The 17,456-nt window shown below is 66.5% G+C and carries 16 protein-coding genes; 2 read left to right on the top strand and 14 right to left on the bottom strand.

Annotated elements, in window-relative coordinates; all coding sequences use genetic code 11:
• Positions 1–49 precede the first annotated feature (49 nt).
• Together eda and edd are read right to left on the bottom strand one after the other, a co-directional pair.
• Positions 50–691, bottom strand: a complete 642-nt coding sequence (gene eda / locus LJ656_RS15470) for a bifunctional 4-hydroxy-2-oxoglutarate aldolase/2-dehydro-3-deoxy-phosphogluconate aldolase (RefSeq protein WP_230510290.1) — start codon at positions 689–691, stop codon at positions 50–52.
• Between the two features lie 2 nt (positions 692–693).
• The gene (gene edd / locus LJ656_RS15465) at positions 694–2,625 is read right to left on the bottom strand and encodes a phosphogluconate dehydratase (RefSeq protein ID WP_230510289.1); all 1,932 of its coding nucleotides are present in this window, start codon (positions 2,623–2,625) and stop codon (positions 694–696) included.
• Between the two features lie 323 nt (positions 2,626–2,948).
• On the opposite strand from edd, the gene LJ656_RS15460 reads away from it, so the two are divergent.
• A complete protein-coding gene (locus tag LJ656_RS15460; RefSeq protein WP_230510288.1) occupies positions 2,949–3,794 on the top strand; it encodes a MurR/RpiR family transcriptional regulator in 846 nt (281 codons plus the stop codon).
• A 141-nt stretch (positions 3,795–3,935) separates the two neighbouring features.
• On the opposite strand, the gene LJ656_RS15455 is transcribed toward LJ656_RS15460, so the two are convergent.
• From LJ656_RS15455 to LJ656_RS15415, 9 genes are all read right to left on the bottom strand, one after another.
• Positions 3,936–4,352 (bottom strand): CopD family protein, encoded by a 417-nt coding sequence (locus LJ656_RS15455; protein ID WP_230510287.1) that lies wholly within the window; start codon positions 4,350–4,352, stop codon positions 3,936–3,938.
• A gap of 62 nt (positions 4,353–4,414) precedes the next feature.
• The gene (locus LJ656_RS15450; protein WP_230510286.1) at positions 4,415–5,686 is read right to left on the bottom strand and encodes a glutamate-5-semialdehyde dehydrogenase; all 1,272 of its coding nucleotides are present in this window, start codon (positions 5,684–5,686) and stop codon (positions 4,415–4,417) included.
• A 163-nt stretch (positions 5,687–5,849) separates the two neighbouring features.
• Complete coding sequence (holA, locus tag LJ656_RS15445; protein ID WP_230510285.1) at positions 5,850–6,992, bottom strand: DNA polymerase III subunit delta; 1,143 nt, start codon at positions 6,990–6,992, stop codon at positions 5,850–5,852.
• Positions 6,993–7,019: 27 nt separating this feature from the next.
• The gene (locus LJ656_RS15440) at positions 7,020–7,571 is read right to left on the bottom strand and encodes an LPS-assembly lipoprotein LptE (RefSeq protein ID WP_230510284.1); all 552 of its coding nucleotides are present in this window, start codon (positions 7,569–7,571) and stop codon (positions 7,020–7,022) included.
• 91 nt (positions 7,572–7,662) lie between these two features.
• Positions 7,663–10,254 (bottom strand): leucine--tRNA ligase, encoded by a 2,592-nt coding sequence (leuS, locus tag LJ656_RS15435; RefSeq protein WP_230510283.1) that lies wholly within the window; start codon positions 10,252–10,254, stop codon positions 7,663–7,665.
• 174 nt (positions 10,255–10,428) lie between these two features.
• Positions 10,429–10,860: an ExbD/TolR family protein gene (locus LJ656_RS15430; protein WP_230510282.1), complete on the bottom strand. Its 432-nt coding sequence runs from the start codon at positions 10,858–10,860 to the stop codon at positions 10,429–10,431.
• Between the two features lie 30 nt (positions 10,861–10,890).
• Positions 10,891–11,610, bottom strand: coding sequence for a MotA/TolQ/ExbB proton channel family protein (locus tag LJ656_RS15425; protein WP_230510281.1), 720 nt, complete (start codon positions 11,608–11,610; stop codon positions 10,891–10,893).
• Positions 11,611–11,699: 89 nt separating this feature from the next.
• Positions 11,700–12,497, bottom strand: a complete 798-nt coding sequence (gene dapB, locus LJ656_RS15420) for a 4-hydroxy-tetrahydrodipicolinate reductase (protein ID WP_230510280.1) — start codon at positions 12,495–12,497, stop codon at positions 11,700–11,702.
• A 258-nt stretch (positions 12,498–12,755) separates the two neighbouring features.
• Positions 12,756–13,616, bottom strand: coding sequence for an outer membrane protein assembly factor BamE (locus tag LJ656_RS15415; RefSeq protein ID WP_230510279.1), 861 nt, complete (start codon positions 13,614–13,616; stop codon positions 12,756–12,758).
• 153 nt (positions 13,617–13,769) lie between these two features.
• On the opposite strand from LJ656_RS15415, the gene fur reads away from it, so the two are divergent.
• Positions 13,770–14,198, top strand: a complete 429-nt coding sequence (gene fur, locus LJ656_RS15410; protein WP_012434340.1) for a ferric iron uptake transcriptional regulator — start codon at positions 13,770–13,772, stop codon at positions 14,196–14,198.
• Positions 14,199–14,357: 159 nt separating this feature from the next.
• Here fur and LJ656_RS15405 read toward each other — a convergent pair whose 3' ends face one another.
• The 3 genes from LJ656_RS15405 to LJ656_RS15395 form a co-directional block, all read right to left on the bottom strand.
• Positions 14,358–14,870, bottom strand: a complete 513-nt coding sequence (locus LJ656_RS15405; protein ID WP_230510278.1) for an ureidoglycolate lyase — start codon at positions 14,868–14,870, stop codon at positions 14,358–14,360.
• Between the two features lie 23 nt (positions 14,871–14,893).
• Entirely contained in the window at positions 14,894–15,901 is a 1,008-nt protein-coding gene (alc, locus tag LJ656_RS15400) for an allantoicase (RefSeq protein WP_230510277.1), read from the bottom strand.
• Between the two features lie 180 nt (positions 15,902–16,081).
• Entirely contained in the window at positions 16,082–17,404 is a 1,323-nt protein-coding gene (locus tag LJ656_RS15395) for a C4-dicarboxylate transporter DctA (protein WP_230510276.1), read from the bottom strand.
• Positions 17,405–17,456 lie beyond the last annotated feature (52 nt).

The raw sequence follows: 17,456 nt of genomic DNA, 5'->3' as shown, positions 1-17,456 counted from the left end.
ACGAGACTCGTAGGTCGGACCGGTTACGCTCGCGGGGTCCGCCAGGCGCTCAATGCGCGGGCGCGGCCAGCTGACTCGCGGCGCGCGCCAGACGCGTGACTTCTTCCCAGTTCTGCGCGGCGAGCGCCGACTTCGGCGTGAGCCACGAACCGCCGACGCACACCACGTTCGGCAGCGCGAGGAAATGCGGCGCGCTTTCCGCGGTGATACCGCCGGTCGGGCAGAACTTCAGCGCCGGGAACGGACCGTGGAACGCTTGCAGCATCGGCACGCCGCCGGCCTGCTGGGCCGGGAAGAACTTGACGATGTCGTAGCCCAGCTCGAGCGCGAGGATGATGTCCGACGGCGTCATCACGCCCGGCAGCAGCGGCAGACCCGCGTCCTGCGCAGCCTGGTGCAGCTCCTTGGTCAGGCCCGGCGACACGCCGAACTGCGCGCCCGCCTTCTTCGCCTGCGCGCAATGCTCGGGCTTCGTGAGCGTGCCGACGCCGACCACGATGTCGTCGGCCAGTCCGCACGCACGCTCGATCGCGCCCAGGCCAGCCGGCGTGCGCAACGTGATTTCGAGCACCTTCACGCCGCCCGCATGCAATGCGCGCGACACCTGTTCGCCCTGTTCGACCGTATCGAACGCGAGGACCGGAATCACCGGGCCGAGGCGCACGATCTCGCTTACTGTTTTCGCCGTCATAGTCAGACTCCTTGTTTCTGCAGCGCCGCGCCGGTTTGCGCGGTGCTCTTGTGTTGGTCGCCGTGCTGCTGGGCGTGAGGTGCGGCAGTACCGTGGCCGCCTTCGCCGACCATCGGGCCGAAGACCGACGCGCCCTGCTCGGCCGGCGCCGCAGCCGCGCGGAAGACGCCGAACAGCTCGCGGCCGAAGCCCACTTCGTTGTCCGCCTGATGCCGCGATTGTTCGCACTGGCGCGCCGCCCATTCGGCCGCGTCGATCTCGATATCGAGCACGCCCGCTTCGGCGTCGATCACCAGCATGTCGCCAGTGCGGACCTTGCCGATCGGACCTTGCAGCAGCGCCTCCGGCGACAGATGAATCACCGCCGGCACCTTGCCCGATGCGCCCGACATCCGGCCGTCGGTGACCAGCGCGACATGGAAACCCTGATCCTGCAACACACCCAGCAGCGGCGTCAAACGATGCAGCTCGGGCATGCCGTTTGCGCGCGCGCCCTGGAAGCGCACTACCGCGATGAAGTCGCGCTTCAGTTCGCCGTTGTCGAAGGCTTCCTGCACCGCTTCCTGCGAATCGAACACGATCGCCGGCGCCTTCACCTTGCGATGCGCGGCGGCGACCGCCGAGATCTTGATCACGCCGCGGCCGAGCTTGCCCTGCATCAGACGCAGGCCGCCGTCGGGCTGGAACGGTTCCTCGATGCCGCGCAGCACCGCGGTGTCCGCGCTCGCTTCGACGCCCGCGACCCATTGCAGCTTGCCGTCGAGCAGCTTCGGCTCTTCAGTGTAGTGCGCAAGGCCCTTGCCAGCGACGGTGTTCACGTCTTCGTGCAGCAGCCCCGCTTCGAGCAGGTTGCGCACCAGGAACGCGACGCCGCCCGCCGCGTGGAAGTGGTTCACGTCGGCCTTGCCGTTCGGATAGATCTTCGCGAGCAGCGGCACCGCCTGCGACAGCTCGTCGAAATCGTCCCAGTCGATCACGATGCCGGCCGCGCGCGCGATCGCGACGAGGTGCAGCGTGTGATTGGTCGAGCCGCCGGTCGCCAGCAGCGCGACGATGCCGTTGACGATCGCCTTCTCGTCGATCACGTGGCCGATCGGCATGTAGTTGCCGCGCTCGACCGTCAGATCGAGCACGCGGCGCGCGGCCTGCGCGGTCAGCGCGTCGCGCAGCGGCGTGTGCGGATGCACGAAAGCCGAGCCCGGCAGGTGCAGGCCCATCACTTCCATCAGCATCTGGTTGCTGTTCGCGGTGCCGTAGAACGTGCAGGTGCCGTGGCCGTGATACGCGGCCGCTTCCGCTTCGAGCAGCGCGTCGCGGCCGCACTGGCCGGTCGCGAACTGCTGGCGGGTCTTGGCTTTGTCGTCGTTGGACAGGCCGCTCGTCATCGGGCCGGCCGGCACGAAAATGGTCGGCAGATGGCCGAATTGCAGCGCGCCGATCAACAGGCCCGGCACGATCTTGTCGCAGATGCCCAGGCACAGCGCCGCGTCGAACATGTTGTGGGTCAGCGCGACCGCAGTGCTCATCGCGATCACCTCGCGCGAGAACAGCGACAGCTCCATCCCCGCGTTGCCCTGGGTGATGCCGTCGCACATCGCCGGCACGCCGCCCGCGAATTGCGCGACGCCGCCGTTTTCACGCGCGGCCTGCTTGATGATGTCCGGGTAGTTTTTGTACGGCGCGTGGGCCGACAGCATTTCGTTGTACGCCGAAACGATGCCGATGTTCGGCTCGCGAATCTGCTTGATCTTCAGTTTGTCGCTGCCTTCCAGGCCCGCGAAACCGTGTGCGAGGTTCGCGCACGACAGCGCGCCGCGCGCCGGGAAGCGCCCTTGCGCGTGCTGGATGCGGGCCAGATACGCTGCGCGCGTGGGTTTGCTGCGCTCGATCACGCGTTGCGTGACCTTCGACAATTGCGGATGCGGGGAAACCATCGGAGCTCCTTCGTCGCCGGCGGCGGGCAAGCGTGACGCCTGGCGGTATCGCGGGGTGGTCGCGGGTTGGGTCGGGACGTTGCGGTCGTGCTTTGAACGACGCCATATTAGTAGAAAAACTACACGCTCGCAACGACGAAACCTGCTGCAGCGCCGCATCGCCGATCAAGCTGTCTCGCTTGACTGGCGGCGCATCAAGCTAAAACGGGCAAAACCTAGGGATAACACTTAGACGGGTTATGTAGTTTTTGTACCTGCCTTTTGTCGGATATCGACCAATCGGCTATAGTCCACGGATTCTTCAGCATAGTGCGAGTTTTCCGATGATGCTGTCCCAGGTGGAACAGATGCGCGACCAGCTGCGCCCGTCCGAGCGCAAGCTGGCCGATTACGTGATCGAAGCGCCGCGCGAGGTGCTCGATCTGTCGATGACCGAAGTCGCCGCGCGCGCGGGCGTCAGTCAGCCGACCATCGCGCGGTTCTGCCACGCGCTCGGCTTTTCCGGGTTTCGCGAGTTCAAGATCCGGCTCGCGCAGGGGATCGCCGCCGAGGTGCCCGCCGTCTATCGCGACGTGCGGCCCGACGAGCCGACCCCCGGCGTCGCCGCAAAGGTGCTGGACCGCACGATCGGCGCGCTGATCCAGGTGCGCAACAACCTGTCGTCCGACAGCGTCGCCTCGGCGATCGAAATCCTCGCGCAGGCGCGGCGCATCGAGTTCTACGGCGCGGGCGGCTCCGGCATCGCCGCGCTCGACATGCAGCACAAATTCTTCCGGCTCGGCATGCCGAGCGTCGCGTATTCGGACCCGCATACGTTTCTGATGTCGGCGGCGCTGCTCGGCGCGGGCGACGTGGTGGTCGCGATCTCGAACACCGGCCGCACGCGCGACATCATCGACGCGGCGAAGGCAGCGTTGAACGCCGGCGCGAAGGTGATCGCGATCACGCACGGCAATTCGCCGCTCGCGCGACTCGCAACGGTAGGCCTGTTCGCGAACGTCGACGAAGACACCGACATCTTTTCGCCGATGACCTCGCGGGTCTCGCATCTGGCGATCGGCGACATTCTGGCGGTCGGGGTCGCGCTGAGCCGCGGGCCGGAGCTGGTGGAGAAGCTCGCGCAGACCAAAGAGGTGATTCACCGGCGGCGGGTGGATTCGCAGGGGTGAGCGAGGCGGCGCGAATCGCGCATGCCCGCAGAAAACAACAAGGGCGGTGTGCCAATCATCCGGCACACCGCCCTTTGTTTTTTTCCCGCACCGCGGCGCGTTATTGCGACCGCTACCGCAACTGCTACCGCTATTGCGCGCTCAAAACGGCTTGATCACCACCAGCGCGACCGCCGCGAGCATCCCGAGCACCGGCAGCTCGTTGAACATCCGGTACCACTTGTCGGTGCGCCGGTTCTCGCCCCGCTCGAAGCGACGCAGCAGCACCCCGCAATACGCGTGATAAACGACCAGCAGCACGACCACGCCGACCTTCGCGTGAATCCAGCCCTGTCCGCTGCCGATCCCGATCACGAGCCACAGCCACAACCCGCACGCCAGCGCCGGCACCGCGATGATGGTCATGAAGCGGAACAGCTTGCGCGCCATCAGCAGCAGACGGGCGGTCGCCGCGGGTTCCGTTTCCATCGCCAGATTGACGAAGATGCGCGGCAGATAGAACAGGCCGGCAAACCAGGAGGCAATCAAGACGATGTGAAACGTTTTAACCCAAAGCATCGCGGTCCTTTGTTGTTGTCGGATACAGCCCTACAGCGAAAGCTACAGCTCGAGCACCGCGCTTACTGGCGGCCCTCGCCGTGCCCGAGCACGACGTACTTCAGCGAGGTCAGCCCGTCGAGGCCGACCGGCCCGCGCGCGTGCAGCTTGTCGTTCGAAATGCCGATCTCCGCGCCGAGCCCGAACTCGAAGCCGTCGGCGAACCGCGTCGACGCGTTGACCATCACGCTCGCCGAGTCGACTTCGCGCAGGAAGCGCATCGCGCGGTCGTGGTCTTCGGTGACGATCGCGTCGGTGTGCTGCGAGCTGTACGTGTTGATGTGCTCGATCGCGGCGTCGAGATTGTCGACCACCTTGATCGCCAGCACCGGCGCGAGGTACTCGGTGCGCCAGTCTTGCTCGGTCGCGTCGACCAGCGGGCCGACGCCCGCGTCGGCGAGCACCGCGCGCGCCGCCGCGTCGACGCGCAGCTCGACGTCCTTCGCGCGATACAGCTTGCCGAGCGGCGGGAGCACCGCCGCCGCGATGCCGCGCGCGACGAGCAGCGTTTCCATCGTGTTGCAGGTGCCGTAGCGGTGCGTCTTCGCGTTGTCGCAGACGTTCAGCGCTTTCGTGAGATCGGCACGATCGTCGACGTACACGTGGCAGATGCCATCCAGGTGCTTGATCATCGGCACGCGCGCTTCGTTCATCAGCCGCTCGATCAGGCTCTTGCCGCCGCGCGGCACGATCACGTCGACGTACTCGGTCATCGTGATCAGCTTGCCGACCGCCGCGCGGTCCGCGGTCGCGACCACCTGCACCGCGTCCTGCGGCAGACCGGCCGCCGCGAGCCCTTCGCCGATCAGCTTCGCGAGCGCGGTATTGCATTCGAGCGCCTCGGAGCCGCCGCGCAGGATCGTCGCGTTGCCGGACTTCAGGCACAGCGCGGCCGCGTCGATCGTCACGTTCGGGCGCGACTCGTAGATGATGCCGATCACCCCGAGCGGCACGCGCATCTGGCCGACCTGGATACCGCTCGGCCGGTATTTCAGATTGCTGATCTCGCCGATCGGATCGGCGAGTGCCGCGACCTGGCGCAGGCCTTCGACCATCGTCTTCAGCGCCTTGTCCGACAGCGTCAGGCGATCGATGAACGCGGCGTCGTGGCCCTTCTCGCGCGCGCGTTCGAGGTCGCGCGCATTGGCGGCCTTCAGCAGCGCGGTGTCGCGCTCGATCGCTTCGGCGACGGCCGCGAGCGCGGCGTTCTTCGCGGCGGTCGACGCTCGCGCCATCGCGCGCGAAGCCTGGCGGGCGCGCTGGCCGAGGTCGGTCATGTACTGGTCGATATCCATGGTCATTCTCGTGATGCCGCGCACGCTGCGGTGCGGCGCTCTGGCGGGATTAGCGAAAGATCAAGCGATTGTAAGTCGGGTCATGGGGCGGCGCTTGCGGCGGCGGCGCGCAGTTGCAAGCGCCTGTCACGCTTTGGCGCCTCTGACGCGCCCTCGACGTGCGTCAGACTGGCCGGCGCGGCGGCGTGGCGGCGGCGGTCCGCGGTCGTGGCGGCGGCACCGGTACGCCGGCCGCCAGAGCACCGGCCGCCGGTTTGGGCGCGGCCACCGCCATCGCGAGGTCGAACAGGCCATCCCAAGGATCGGGCGGCGGCGCATTGCGACGATTGCCGGGCGTGCCGCCCGACAGGCCCTTCACCTGGCGGTCGAGCCGCGCCGCCAGTTCGAGCGCCTGTTCCAGCGCCGCTTCGTTGACGCGCGACAGCGCCGGTCCGATCAGCCGTTCGCGCGGCCCCCATACGCGGTTCTCGCGGGTCAGCATCGCGAGCGGCTTGCCGGCCGCGACGCCGCGCTTGATCCGCAGCAGCGTGCGCACTTCCTCGACGAGCGCCCACAGCACCAGCACCGCGGCCTCGCCTTCGCCGCGCAGCCCGTCGAGCATGCGCGCGAGACGGCCGACGTCGCCCGCCAGCATCGCCTCGTTGAGCTTGAACACGTCGTAACGGGCGACGTTGAGCACCGCGTCCTGCACCTGGTCGAAGCTGAGCGAGCCCTGCGGATACAGCAGCCCGAGTTTCTGGATTTCCTGATGCGCGGCGAGCAGATTGCCTTCGACACGCTCGGCGATGAACGCGAGCGCGCGCCGCCCTTCTTCGCCGGCGGCGACCCGCTGGCCTTGCGCCGCGAGCCGCTGGCCGACCCAGTTCGGCAATTGCGCGCGTTCGACCGGATCGATTTTCAGCGCGACGCCCGCGTCGGCCAGCGCGCTGAACCACGCGGACTTCTGCGTGGTTGCATCCAGACGCGGCAGCGTGATCATCGTCAGCACGTCGTCGTTGACGGCGGCCGCGAGCGCCTTCAGCGCGTCGGCCCCTTCCTTGCCCGGCTTGCCCGACGGAATCCGCAATTCGACCAGTTGACGGTCGCCGAACAGCGACATCGACTGGCTCGCGCCGAGCAGCGAACTCCAGTCGAAGCCGCGCTCGACCGTGAACACCGAACGGTCGGTGAAGCCCGCCGCGCGCGCGGCCGCGCGGATGCGGTCGCAGGCCTCCTGCGCGAGCAGGTGCTCGTCGCCGTACACGACGTACAGTCCGGCGAGGCCCTTGGCGAGATGCGCTTCGAGCGCGTCAGGTCGCAGTTGCATGGCTGGCGGTCAGAATGGTCCGGCCGCTCACAGCGGCGGCGGCGGCAGCGGCGCGCGCGGCGCGACCGGCGGCACCACTTCGCCCGGCGCCGGATGCATCGAACGCACCGCGCCGAGGCGGCGCACGAGTTGGTCGATCGCGTCGTTTTCCATGTCCGCGAACAGGATGTCGGACTCGGCGGCCTTCGCCTGCGAGAACTGGTCGCTATAGGTCATCGCGCGGTTCAGCGCGATCACGCTGCCCGGAATCAGCACCGTGCCGTCCTTGCCGGTCAGCGTATAGGTCATCTGCAGATTCAGCTGATACTCGGCGACCACGCCGAGCGAATTGAGCGTCAGCGTGCTGATGCCGCGGTTCTGCGTGATCTGCAGCAGCGCGTCGGCATTGGCCGGCGAGCTGACCACCACGGTGTCGCTGCCGCCCTGCACGATGCGCGTGAGGCGCGCGGCGGCCGCCGGCGAGCCGCCCGACACGTACAGCCGCTTGAACGGGTAGTCCTGCTGGCCGCGCAACTGGAAGCCGCAGGCCGACAACATCATTACGCTGCAAGCGAGCGTCAAAAACGATCTGCGAGTCACATTCGCTCCCGGTTCGCAGTGGATTCGCGGTGCCGGCGAACGCCGCCGCCGTCAGGCGGCGTCCGTTCAACCGGCGCGATGGCGTGGTCCGTCAAACGACCACGTTCACGAGGCGGCCCGGCACCACGATGATCTTCTTCGGCGCCTTGCCTTCGCTGAACTTCGCGACCATTTCGTGCGCGGCCGCGAGCTGCTCGATCGCTTCGCGCGACGCGTCCTTCGCGACGGTCAGCGCACCGCGCACCTTGCCGTTCACCTGCAGCACGAGTTCGATCTCTGCCTGCTCCAGCGCCTTTTCGTCGACCTTCGGCCACGGTGCATCGAGCAGCGAACCGTACTCGTCCGCATAGCCGAGTTCCTGCCACAGCTGGAACGTCAGGTGCGGCACGACCGGGTACAGCACGCGCAGCATCACGCCGTAGGTTTCGCGCAGCACGGCCGGCTGCGCGCCCTTCGCGCCGTCGAGCGCGTTGAGCATCTTCATCGCCGCCGATACCACGGTGTTGTACTGCAGACGCTGGTAGTCGAAGTCGGCCTGCTTCAGCACGCTATAGATTTCGCGGCGCAGCGCCTTGTCGACCTCGGCAAGTTGCGCGGCGTCGAACTGGCCGCCGGCGCGCAGCGCGGTTTCGTTCGCGTGACCGAAATTCCACACCCGGCGCAGGAAGCGGCTCGCGCCTTCGACGCCCGAACCCGACCACTCGAGCTGCTGCTCGGGCGGCGCGGCGAACATCACGAACAGACGCGCGGTGTCGGCGCCGTGCTGGTCGATCAGCATCTGCGGATCGACGCCGTTGTTCTTCGACTTGGACATCTTCTCGACGCCGCCGAGCACGACCGGCTGACCGTCCGCGTTCAGGATCGCGCCGACCGGACGGCCCTTGTCGTCGAATGACACGGTCACGTCCGCCGGGTTGTACCAGGTCTTCTTGCCCGCTTCGTTTTCGCGGTAATACGTTTCGTTGAGCACCATGCCCTGAGTGAGCAGGTTCTTGGCCGGCTCGCCGAACTTCACGAGGCCGAGGTCACGCATCACCTTGGCCCAGAAGCGCGAGTACAGCAGGTGCAGGATCGCGTGCTCGATGCCGCCGATGTACTGGTCCATCGGCGCCCAGTAATCGGTGCGCTCGTCGACCATGGTCTTCGCGTCCGGCGATGCGTAGCGGTAGAAGTACCACGACGAATCGACGAAGGTGTCCATCGTGTCGGTTTCGCGCCGGGCCGCGCCACCGCAGGTCGGGCAGCTGCAATTGACGAATGCTTCGGACTTCGCGAGCGGATTGCCGGTGCCGTCCGGCACCAGGTCTTCCGGCAGCACGACCGGCAGGTCTTTCTCGGGCACCGGCACGTCGCCGCACTTCGGGCAGTGGATGATCGGAATCGGCGTGCCCCAGTAACGCTGACGCGACACGCCCCAGTCGCGTAGACGCCAGGTGATCTGCTTGTCGCCCAGACCAAGCTCCTTCAGGTCCGCGGCGATGCGATCCACTGCTTCGTCGTACGTGAGGCCGTCGTACTTGCCGCTGTTGACCAGCGTGCCGTTCTTCTCGCCGTACCACTCTTCCCACGCGTCGGTCGAAAACGTCTTGCCTTCGACGGCCACCACCTGCTTGATCGGCAGACCGTATTTCTTCACGAACGCGAAGTCGCGCTCGTCGTGCGCCGGCACGCCCATCACCGCGCCTTCGCCGTAGCTCATCAGCACGTAGTTGCCGATCCACACGGGGACCTGTTCCTGGGTCAGCGGATGCGTGACGTAGAAGCCGGTCGCCATGCCCTTCTTTTCCATCGTCGCGACGTCGGCTTCGGCGACGCCGCCGCGCTTGCATTCGTCGATGAACGCCTGCAGTTCCGGATGGTCTTTCGCCAGACGCGTGGCGAGCGGGTGTTCGGCGGCAATCGCGCAGAACGTGACGCCCATGATCGTGTCGGCGCGCGTGGTGAACACGCGCAGCAGCTTCTGCTCGCCGTCGATTTCATACGGGAAGCCGAAGTTCACGCCGAAGCTCTTGCCGATCCAGTTCTGCTGCATGATCTTCACGCGCTCGGGCCAGCCGAGGCCGTCCAGATCGTTCAGCAGTTCGTCCGCGTACTGCGTGATGCGCATGTAGTACATCGGGATTTCGCGCTTTTCGACCAGCGCGCCCGAGCGCCAGCCGCGCCCGTCGATCACCTGCTCGTTCGCGAGCACGGTCTGGTCGACCGGGTCCCAGTTCACGGTGCCGGTCTTCTTGTACGCGATGCCCTTCTCGAGCATCTTCAGGAACAGCCACTGGTTCCACTTGTAGTAGTCCGGGCTGCAGGTCGCGACTTCGCGCGACCAGTCGATCGCGAGGCCCATCGACTGCATCTGCTTCTTCATGTAAGCGATGTTGTCGTAGGTCCACTGCGCGGGCGGCACGTTGTTGGCCATCGCGGCGTTTTCCGCCGGCATCCCGAACGCGTCCCAGCCCATCGGCATCAGCACGTTGTAGCCGTTCATCCGCAGATAGCGGTACATCACGTCGTTGATCGTGTAATTGCGCACGTGCCCCATGTGCAGCTTGCCCGACGGATACGGCAGCATCGAAACGCAGTAGAACTTGGGCTTGTCGGTGGTTTCCGTCGTCTTGTACGCGTCGATGGCGCGCCATTGCCCTTGCGCGGCGGCTTCGACGTCGGAGGGAACGTATTTTTCGTGCATGGTGTGATGGGATCGCTAGGTTCGGTGCTTTCGCACCGGCCTTGGTGCTCTGCAGGATGAGGATGCTTTGTTTCCCCGCTGGCGGGGAAAGCGTCGATTATACCGTTCGCGCACGGGTGCGCCGCGCGGCGTGGCGTGGGATCTGGCTCGCTGCGCGGCGCGCGGCGCGGCGGCTCAGGGTTGCGCGGCGGGCGGCGGCGGGTCGGTGACGAAGCCGAGCCGTTCGAGCCCCGCCTGCTGCGCGGCGCCCATTACCTGGGCGATCACTTCGTAGCGGGTCGAGCGCTCGGCGCGCAGCTGGATTTCGGGTTGCTCGGACTGCTTGCCGGCTTCGGCGAAGCGCTCGCGCAGCTGCGCGAGCGTCAGCGGCTGGCCATTCCAGAAGAGCCGGCCGGCGCCGTCGATCGACAGCGCGATGGTTTGCGGGGTCTGACGTGCCGGAGCGGCGGCGACCTTCGGCAGATCGAGCCGGATCGCGTGCGAAAAGAGCGGCGCGGTGATGATGAAAATCACCAGCAGCACCAGCATCACGTCGATCAACGGCGTCATGTTGATCTCGGCCATCGGCGCGGCCGTCTGCTTTTTCTCGAGTCCGCCGAATGCCATCTCGCCTCCTTGCGTCCGGGCCTGCCGGTGTCAGCGCTGCGTCTCGCGCGCGGCCGGATGCGCGCGCGGGGGTGCCGGCGCGTCCTCGGCCGGCGCGCACACATAGGCGTGCAGATCGTGCGCGAAGCCGTCGAGTTCCTCGGACAATTGCCGCACCAGCCGCCCGAGCACGTTGTACGCGAGCACCGCCGGAATCGCGACCACCAGACCGAACGCGGTCATGATCAGCGCCTCGCCGACCGGGCCGGCGACGTTCTCGATCTGCGCCTGGCCGCTCGCCGCGATGCTGCCGAGCGCGTGATAGATGCCCCACACGGTGCCGAGCAAGCCGACGAACGGCGCGGTGCTGCCGACCGACGCGAGCAGCACCTGGCCGAATTCGAGCCGCCGCTGCGATGCGTTGAGCGCCTGGCGCAGCGCGCGCAGCACCCGTTCGCTGCGTTCGACGCGCGCGAGCAGCGCGCCCGGAATATCGACCTCGGCCGCATGCAGCGCCGCTTCGGCGAGCGGCGCAAAAACCCGCTCGCGATCCGTGCGCCTGAGCGTGGCGACGCCCTCGGCCAGCGTCGGCGCTTGCCAGAACGTCGCGATCGCGCGCGCAGCCTGGCGTTTCGCGCGCGTCAATATCCAGCTCTTGACGATCAGAAAGCACCAGCTCGCAATCGACATGGCCAGCAGCACGTACGCGACGCCATGCGTGATCGCGTCGCTGGTTTGCAGGTAATGGATGATGCCGCTGCTGCCTGCCATCTGACCTCGCCGTCGGAGAAAGTGACTTCAGGATGACTTCGGAAGCGGGGGCGCGCGCCGCGCGGCCCCCGTGCGCAACCCGTCCTCGCTCAACGCAGGCCGAGCACGTCCTGCATGTCGAACAAGCCGGTGTTGTGGCCTTCGAGGAAGCGTACAGCACGCAGCGCGCCTTGTGCATACGACAGACGGCTCGCCGACTTGTGAGTGATCTCGATGCGCTCGCCGATGCCCGCGAACAGCACCGTGTGATCGCCGACGATATCGCCGCCGCGAATCGCCGAGAAGCCAATGGTGGACGGATCGCGCTCGCCGGTCACGCCTTCGCGGCCGTACACCGCGCAGTCGTCGAGATTGCGGCCGAGCGCGTCGGCGATCACCTCGCCCATCGTCAGCGCGGTGCCGGACGGCGCGTCGACCTTGTGGCGATGGTGCGCTTCGATGATCTCGATGTCGTAGCCGGTCGAGAACTGACGCGCCGCGTATTCGAGCAGCTTCAGCGTGACGTTCACGCCGACGCTCATGTTCGACGCGAACACCACGCCGATTTTCTCCGCCGCCGTGCGCAGCTGCGCCTTCTGCTCGTTGTCGAAGCCGGTCGTGCCAATCACCATTTTCACGTTGTGACGCTGCGCGGCTTCGAGATGCCTGAGCGTCGCGTCCGGACGCGTGAAGTCGATCAGGTAGTCGGATTCGGCGAACACGCGCTCGATGTCGTCGGAGAGCAGTACGCCGGTCTGCTTGCCGAGAAACGCGCCGGCGTCCTGGCCGAGCTGCGCGGCGCCGCTACGGCAGAGCGCGCCGGTCAGCGTCGCGCCGGCATCGTTGAGAACGGTTTCGATCAGCATGCGGCCCATACGGCCCGATGCGCCAGCAATGGCAATTTTCATGACGGTGAGGATTCGAAAAAGACACAGCCGGAAATGGCTTCCGGCAACGCGACCCGGCAGATGCGCCGGCACGGATGGTTGGGCGCGCGCGCCCGGCGAAATTCGGTTCGAGCGGCGCTCACAGCACACACGCCCACGTCGCGCGAGCGGTTCGCCCGGTGGGACCGAGCCGCATCACGCGGTAGGACCAACCCAAAACGCTACTTCGGCGGGCGTCGCGCGGCACGCGCCACCCGCCTCACAACCACGACAGCAAGCTTACTCGCCCGTGCCCGAACCCGACGGCGAGCCGGTCAGCGGCGCGTTCAGCGTCGGACCGCTGCTTTGCGAACCGTTCGGGCCGACCGGGTTGCTGTTGTCCGCCGGCGCCGGCGGCGGCGGTGGGCGGTGGAACTGGAATTGCGGCTGGCCGCCGCTGGTCGGTCCTTGCGTCGGGATCCCGCCGGCGTTCGCACGCGGCGCGGAAGCCCGCGCGCTGGACGTTCCGCGCGACGACGACACCGCGCTGGTCGCGCGATTGGCGGCCTGGGCCGCTTCCGCGTTGGCGTCCGTGGACGGCGTGGCAACCTGCGCGGCGCCTTCCACCGACGGCGAGCGGGTCGTGTCGATGACAGGCGCGCCGCCGGCAACCGCCGCGCTCGCTGCGGCGGCGTCGCTGGCGGCCACCGCGTTGGCGGCCTCGGCCGCGCCGGTGGCACGTACCGGCGGGTTGTTCGGCCGGCGGCCGCTGCGGTCGCCGTCGATTTCGGCCAGCAGTTCGAGATTGCTCGGCAGATCCTCGCCGCCCGTCCAGTGGGTCACGACGTCGCCGGAGAAGAACACGACGAAGTCGCGCTGCTGCACGATCGAGGTATTACCGCGCTTGAAATAGAACACGTAGTCCCAGCGATCCGCGTGGAACATGTCGGTCAACAGCGGCGTGCCGAGCACCTGGCGCGCCTGCGCGCGGGTCATGCCGACTTTCATCTGGCTGGCCATTTCCTGCGACACGAAGTTACCTTGCACCACCGTAATGCGGTACGGCGTGATGTGCTGGGCAAAGCGCTGGGTCAGGCTGTCGTACGTGGAACATCCGGCAAGAACCGCGACAGTCGCAACAGCGATCAAGGTACCCCGCATGCGGCTCCCCCGGTAGATCAATTGAGATTTAGAAATCATTTCACTCACCGTGCGGGCCCTCTGGCGGGCCGCGCTCATTCCATCGAAGATGACCAGAACGGCAAAAACACATTACTATGAGAGCCCAGCATTGTACTCTAGGGATCCCTTGTCATGACCAATCCAACCGATCTCAAGAATATCGGGCTCAAGGCGACCCTTCCGCGCCTCAAAATCCTTGAGATTTTCCAGCACAGTCCGGTGCGTCACCTGACCGCCGAAGACGTCTACCGCAACCTCCTGCACGAGGAACTCGATATCGGTCTGGCGACCGTGTATCGCGTGCTGACGCAATTCGAGCAGGCCGGCCTGCTCTCGCGCAGCAACTTCGAGTCGGGCAAGGCGGTGTTCGAACTGAACGAGGGGTCGCACCACGATCACCTCGTGTGCCTCGATTGCGGGCTGGTCGAAGAATTTTTCGACTCCGAAATCGAAAGCCGTCAGCAGTCCATCGCGAAGGAACGCGGCTTCAAACTGCAGGAACACGCACTGGCGCTGTATGGAGCGTGTACGAAGGAGAATTGCCCGCATCGCAAGCATTAAGCGCTGATGCGTCGTTGGCCGCGTGGAAGTAAGCGGCCCGGCAAGTCGAAAAAAAGCCCGGCCGATGAGAATCGGCCGGGCTTTTTCATTGTCGCGATGTAAATGGCTTGCGTGGTCCCCGCCGCGAATCGCGATTCGCAATGCGTGATGCGTATGGCGTTATGCGGCCAGGTCGGCGCTCGCCTCGAACGCCAGCCGCCACGGCCGAGCCAGCTGCAATTCATCGCAATTGGGACCCTCGCCGCCCCGGTCGACGACGACGAAATCGCTGACCCGGTCGAGCGCGAGCAGCGGATGGTGCCATACCCCTTTCGCGTAATTGACGCCTTGCCACGCATCGGTCCAGAACGCGCGCATGTGCGCCGGATCGAATTCGCCGGCCGGCGCGACCACCACCAGGTAGCGGCCCGCCTGTAATGGAATGAACGCCTGGCTGCCGAGCGGATGCCGCTCCATCAGCGCGATCTCGACCGGCAACGCGCGCGGCTGCGCGCGAAACAGGTTGATCAGCGTTCGCCCGCCGCCGTCCGTCACATCGACGCGCGCGAGGTCGTGAAAGCGCTCGGTGGTGCCGCCGTTGATCGGAAAATGCCGCGCGCCGTCGAGTTCGATCACCTCGCCGAACGGGGCGAACGCCGCGCGCGTCAAACGCTCCACTTGCAGGATCTTCATAAGCGCCGCTCCATCACGTTGCGTTAAACGACCTCGCCCCACAGGCGCAGACGCGACACGCCGCCGTCGGGGAAGATATTGAAACGCACGTGCGTGACCGGCCCGAGCGCCGCCAAGTCGCTGAACGTATGCACGTGATCCATCTGCAATTTCTGCTCGCCGAGCAGCACCGGCCAGAACATCGCCTGGGTGACCAGCGAGTCGTCGGTGCCGCCCGTCACCGAGGCCGCCTGCAGCGAGCAGCGGTCCGGAAAGTTGCCCTTGAAGTGCGCGGTGTCCACTTCGATCTTGCGGATCACGCCGGGCCGCGCGAGCGCGACGATCGCCCAGTCGTTGCCCGGCTCGCGCCGGCGCCGGGTTTCCCAGCCGTCGCCCATGTTGACGCCGCGGCCCGGCATCAGCATCTGCGAGGCCGGCCCAAAATGCTGGTTGTTCGCGGCGACGAGGTACGCGCCGTTTTCGACCGCGGCGAGGTCGAGCAGCGTACCGGGCTCGACGCGCGACCAGTCGCGCTGCGGCTGACCGTACACGCGCAGACGCGCGAGGCCGCCGTCCGGATACAGATTCACGCGCAGATGAGTGAACGGCCGCGCGTCGTTCACTTCGACGTAGTGATGCTGGTTGCCCTGCAGCGTGGTGGCCGGCACCAGCGTCTGCCAGTCGGTCTGCTCGGGCGGCGTCTCGGCGTCGCTGTAGCAGCCGTCGATCGACGCGGCCGGCGGGAAATTGCCGGTGAAGTGGCTGGTATCGAGATCGACGCCGTGCACGACACCCGGTCGCGCCAGCCGGATCACGCAAAAGTCGTGGCCGCTGGTGCGCTTGCGACGGGTTTCCCAGCCGTCCATCCATTTGCCGTGATCGTCGTACTTGCCGGGGATGAACACTGCCGGCTGCGGCTCGAGCATGCGCTCCTTCGGCGCGAAGAATTCATCGCTCGCGAACAGCGCCTTCGCACCGAGCCGCGGGTCGGCGAGGTTCATGTAGCGGCGCGTGAAGGCGGGGGCGTTGGGGTCGAGAATCGGATTGGCCATGATGTCGGTCGGTATCGGTAAGAGACAGGAACGAAGCAAGGAATCGCAGGCGCCGGCGGAATCGGTGAAGAAGCGCCGCCGGCGCAGGGCGCGCCGCTTCGGCGCGCGAAAAAAACATCGGTCAGGAAACGCTGGGAACGACAGGTGGTTGCGCTGGTCAGCGCTAGTCAGGCCGCCGCGTCAGACAGCCGGCGCATGCTCGCCGCCGACCTCATCGGCATCGTCGACCGCCGGCACGTAGCGCAGCGCGTCGTCGCGATTCAGCACGCGGTGCGCGCGAGCCTTGTCGATATCGTTCTCCCACACGGCGACCACCACGGTGGCGACGCAGTTGCCGATCAGGTTGGTCAGCGCGCGGGCGATGCCGACGAACCAGTCGACCGGCAGGATCAGCACGAGGCCGAGCACGGGGATCGCCGGAATCGCGGACAGCGTCGCGGCGAGAATCACGATCGCCGAACCCGGAATGCCGTGCGCGCCCTTCGACGTGACCAGCGACACCAGCACCACGACGATCAGATCGTGCGTCGACAGCGGTGTGTTGGTCGCCTGCGCGATGAACAGCACCGCGAGCGTCAGATAGATCGAGAAGCCGTCGAGGTTGAACGAGTAGCCGGTCGGAATCACGAGGCCGACCGTCGAGTCCTTCACACCCATCCATTCGAGCTTGCGCATGATCTGCGGCAGCACGGCATCGGACGATGCGGTGCCGAGCACGATCGACAGTTCCTCGCGCAGGTAGCGGATCAGCTTGAAGATGCTGAAGCCGGCGAGCCGCATCACGATGCCGAGCACGACCACGACGAACACCACGCAGCTCGCGTAGAACACCAGCACCAGCATGCCGAGCTGCTTCAGCGATTCGACGCCGTAGGTGCCGGTGGTGAACGCGATCGCGCCGAGCACGCCGAGCGGCGCGAGCTTGATGATGAAGCCCATTACGCGGAAGAACACCTGGGAGAGTTCGTCGATCAGCCCGCTCACGCGCTGCGCGCGCTTGCCGAGCAGCGACAGGGCCGAGCCGAACATCACCGAGAACACCAGAATCTGCAGGATGTCGCCGGTCGCGAACGCGTTGAACGCGGTCTCCGGGATGATCTTCAGCAGGAAGCCCGCGGTGTCTTTCAGGCTCTTCGCGTGCTCGGTGTAGTTCGTGAGCGAGGCCGCGTCGAGCGAGCTCAGATTGATGTTCATGCCGACGCCGGGCCGCGTCACGTACGCGAGCACCGCGCCGATCAGGAGCGCGATCGTCGTCATCACTTCGAAGTAGACGACCGCCTTCAGGCCGACCCGGCCGACCTTGCGCAGGTCGCCGGCGTGCGCCATCCCGCTCACGACCACGCAGAACACGATCGGCCCGATCACCATCTTGATCAGCTTGAGGAAACCGTCGCCGAGCGGACGGAGCGACTGCGCGAAATGCGGAAAGACGGCACCGAGCACGATACCGACCACGAGCGCGATAACGACCCGCCCGAATAGCGAATTGAAGAACTTCAACACGGCCTTCTCCTGGTGACAGATGTATCTGGGACGACTTCTGTTCAGACTGGTC

Source organism: Paraburkholderia sejongensis, assembly GCF_020880815.1.
GTDB classification, from domain to species: Bacteria; Pseudomonadota; Gammaproteobacteria; order Burkholderiales; family Burkholderiaceae; genus Paraburkholderia; species Paraburkholderia sejongensis.
Note: the sequence above shows the minus strand (reverse complement) of the source record. Positions and strands in the feature narration are given on the sequence as shown.

Bases quoted from the DNA above. Each gene is read 5' to 3' on its own strand.
- LJ656_RS15425 (WP_230510281.1), bottom strand. From the start codon at position 11,610: ATGGCAGGCAGCAGCGGCATCATCCATTACCTGCAAACCAGCGACGCG.
- LJ656_RS15405 (WP_230510278.1), bottom strand. From the start codon at position 14,870: ATGAAGATCCTGCAAGTGGAGCGTTTGACGCGCGCGGCGTTCGCCCCG.
- LJ656_RS15460 (WP_230510288.1), top strand. From the start codon at position 2,949: ATGATGCTGTCCCAGGTGGAACAGATGCGCGACCAGCTGCGCCCGTCC.
- dapB (WP_230510280.1), bottom strand. From the start codon at position 12,497: ATGAAAATTGCCATTGCTGGCGCATCGGGCCGTATGGGCCGCATGCTG.
- alc (WP_230510277.1), bottom strand. From the start codon at position 15,901: ATGGCCAATCCGATTCTCGACCCCAACGCCCCCGCCTTCACGCGCCGC.
- holA (WP_230510285.1), bottom strand. From the start codon at position 6,992: ATGCAACTGCGACCTGACGCGCTCGAAGCGCATCTCGCCAAGGGCCTC.
- LJ656_RS15450 (WP_230510286.1), bottom strand. From the start codon at position 5,686: ATGGATATCGACCAGTACATGACCGACCTCGGCCAGCGCGCCCGCCAG.
- LJ656_RS15455 (WP_230510287.1), bottom strand. From the start codon at position 4,352: ATGCTTTGGGTTAAAACGTTTCACATCGTCTTGATTGCCTCCTGGTTT.
- leuS (WP_230510283.1), bottom strand. From the start codon at position 10,254: ATGCACGAAAAATACGTTCCCTCCGACGTCGAAGCCGCCGCGCAAGGG.
- eda (WP_230510290.1), bottom strand. From the start codon at position 691: ATGACGGCGAAAACAGTAAGCGAGATCGTGCGCCTCGGCCCGGTGATT.
- fur (WP_012434340.1), top strand. From the start codon at position 13,770: ATGACCAATCCAACCGATCTCAAGAATATCGGGCTCAAGGCGACCCTT.
- LJ656_RS15415 (WP_230510279.1), bottom strand. From the start codon at position 13,616: ATGCGGGGTACCTTGATCGCTGTTGCGACTGTCGCGGTTCTTGCCGGA.
- edd (WP_230510289.1), bottom strand. From the start codon at position 2,625: ATGGTTTCCCCGCATCCGCAATTGTCGAAGGTCACGCAACGCGTGATC.
- LJ656_RS15430 (WP_230510282.1), bottom strand. From the start codon at position 10,860: ATGGCATTCGGCGGACTCGAGAAAAAGCAGACGGCCGCGCCGATGGCC.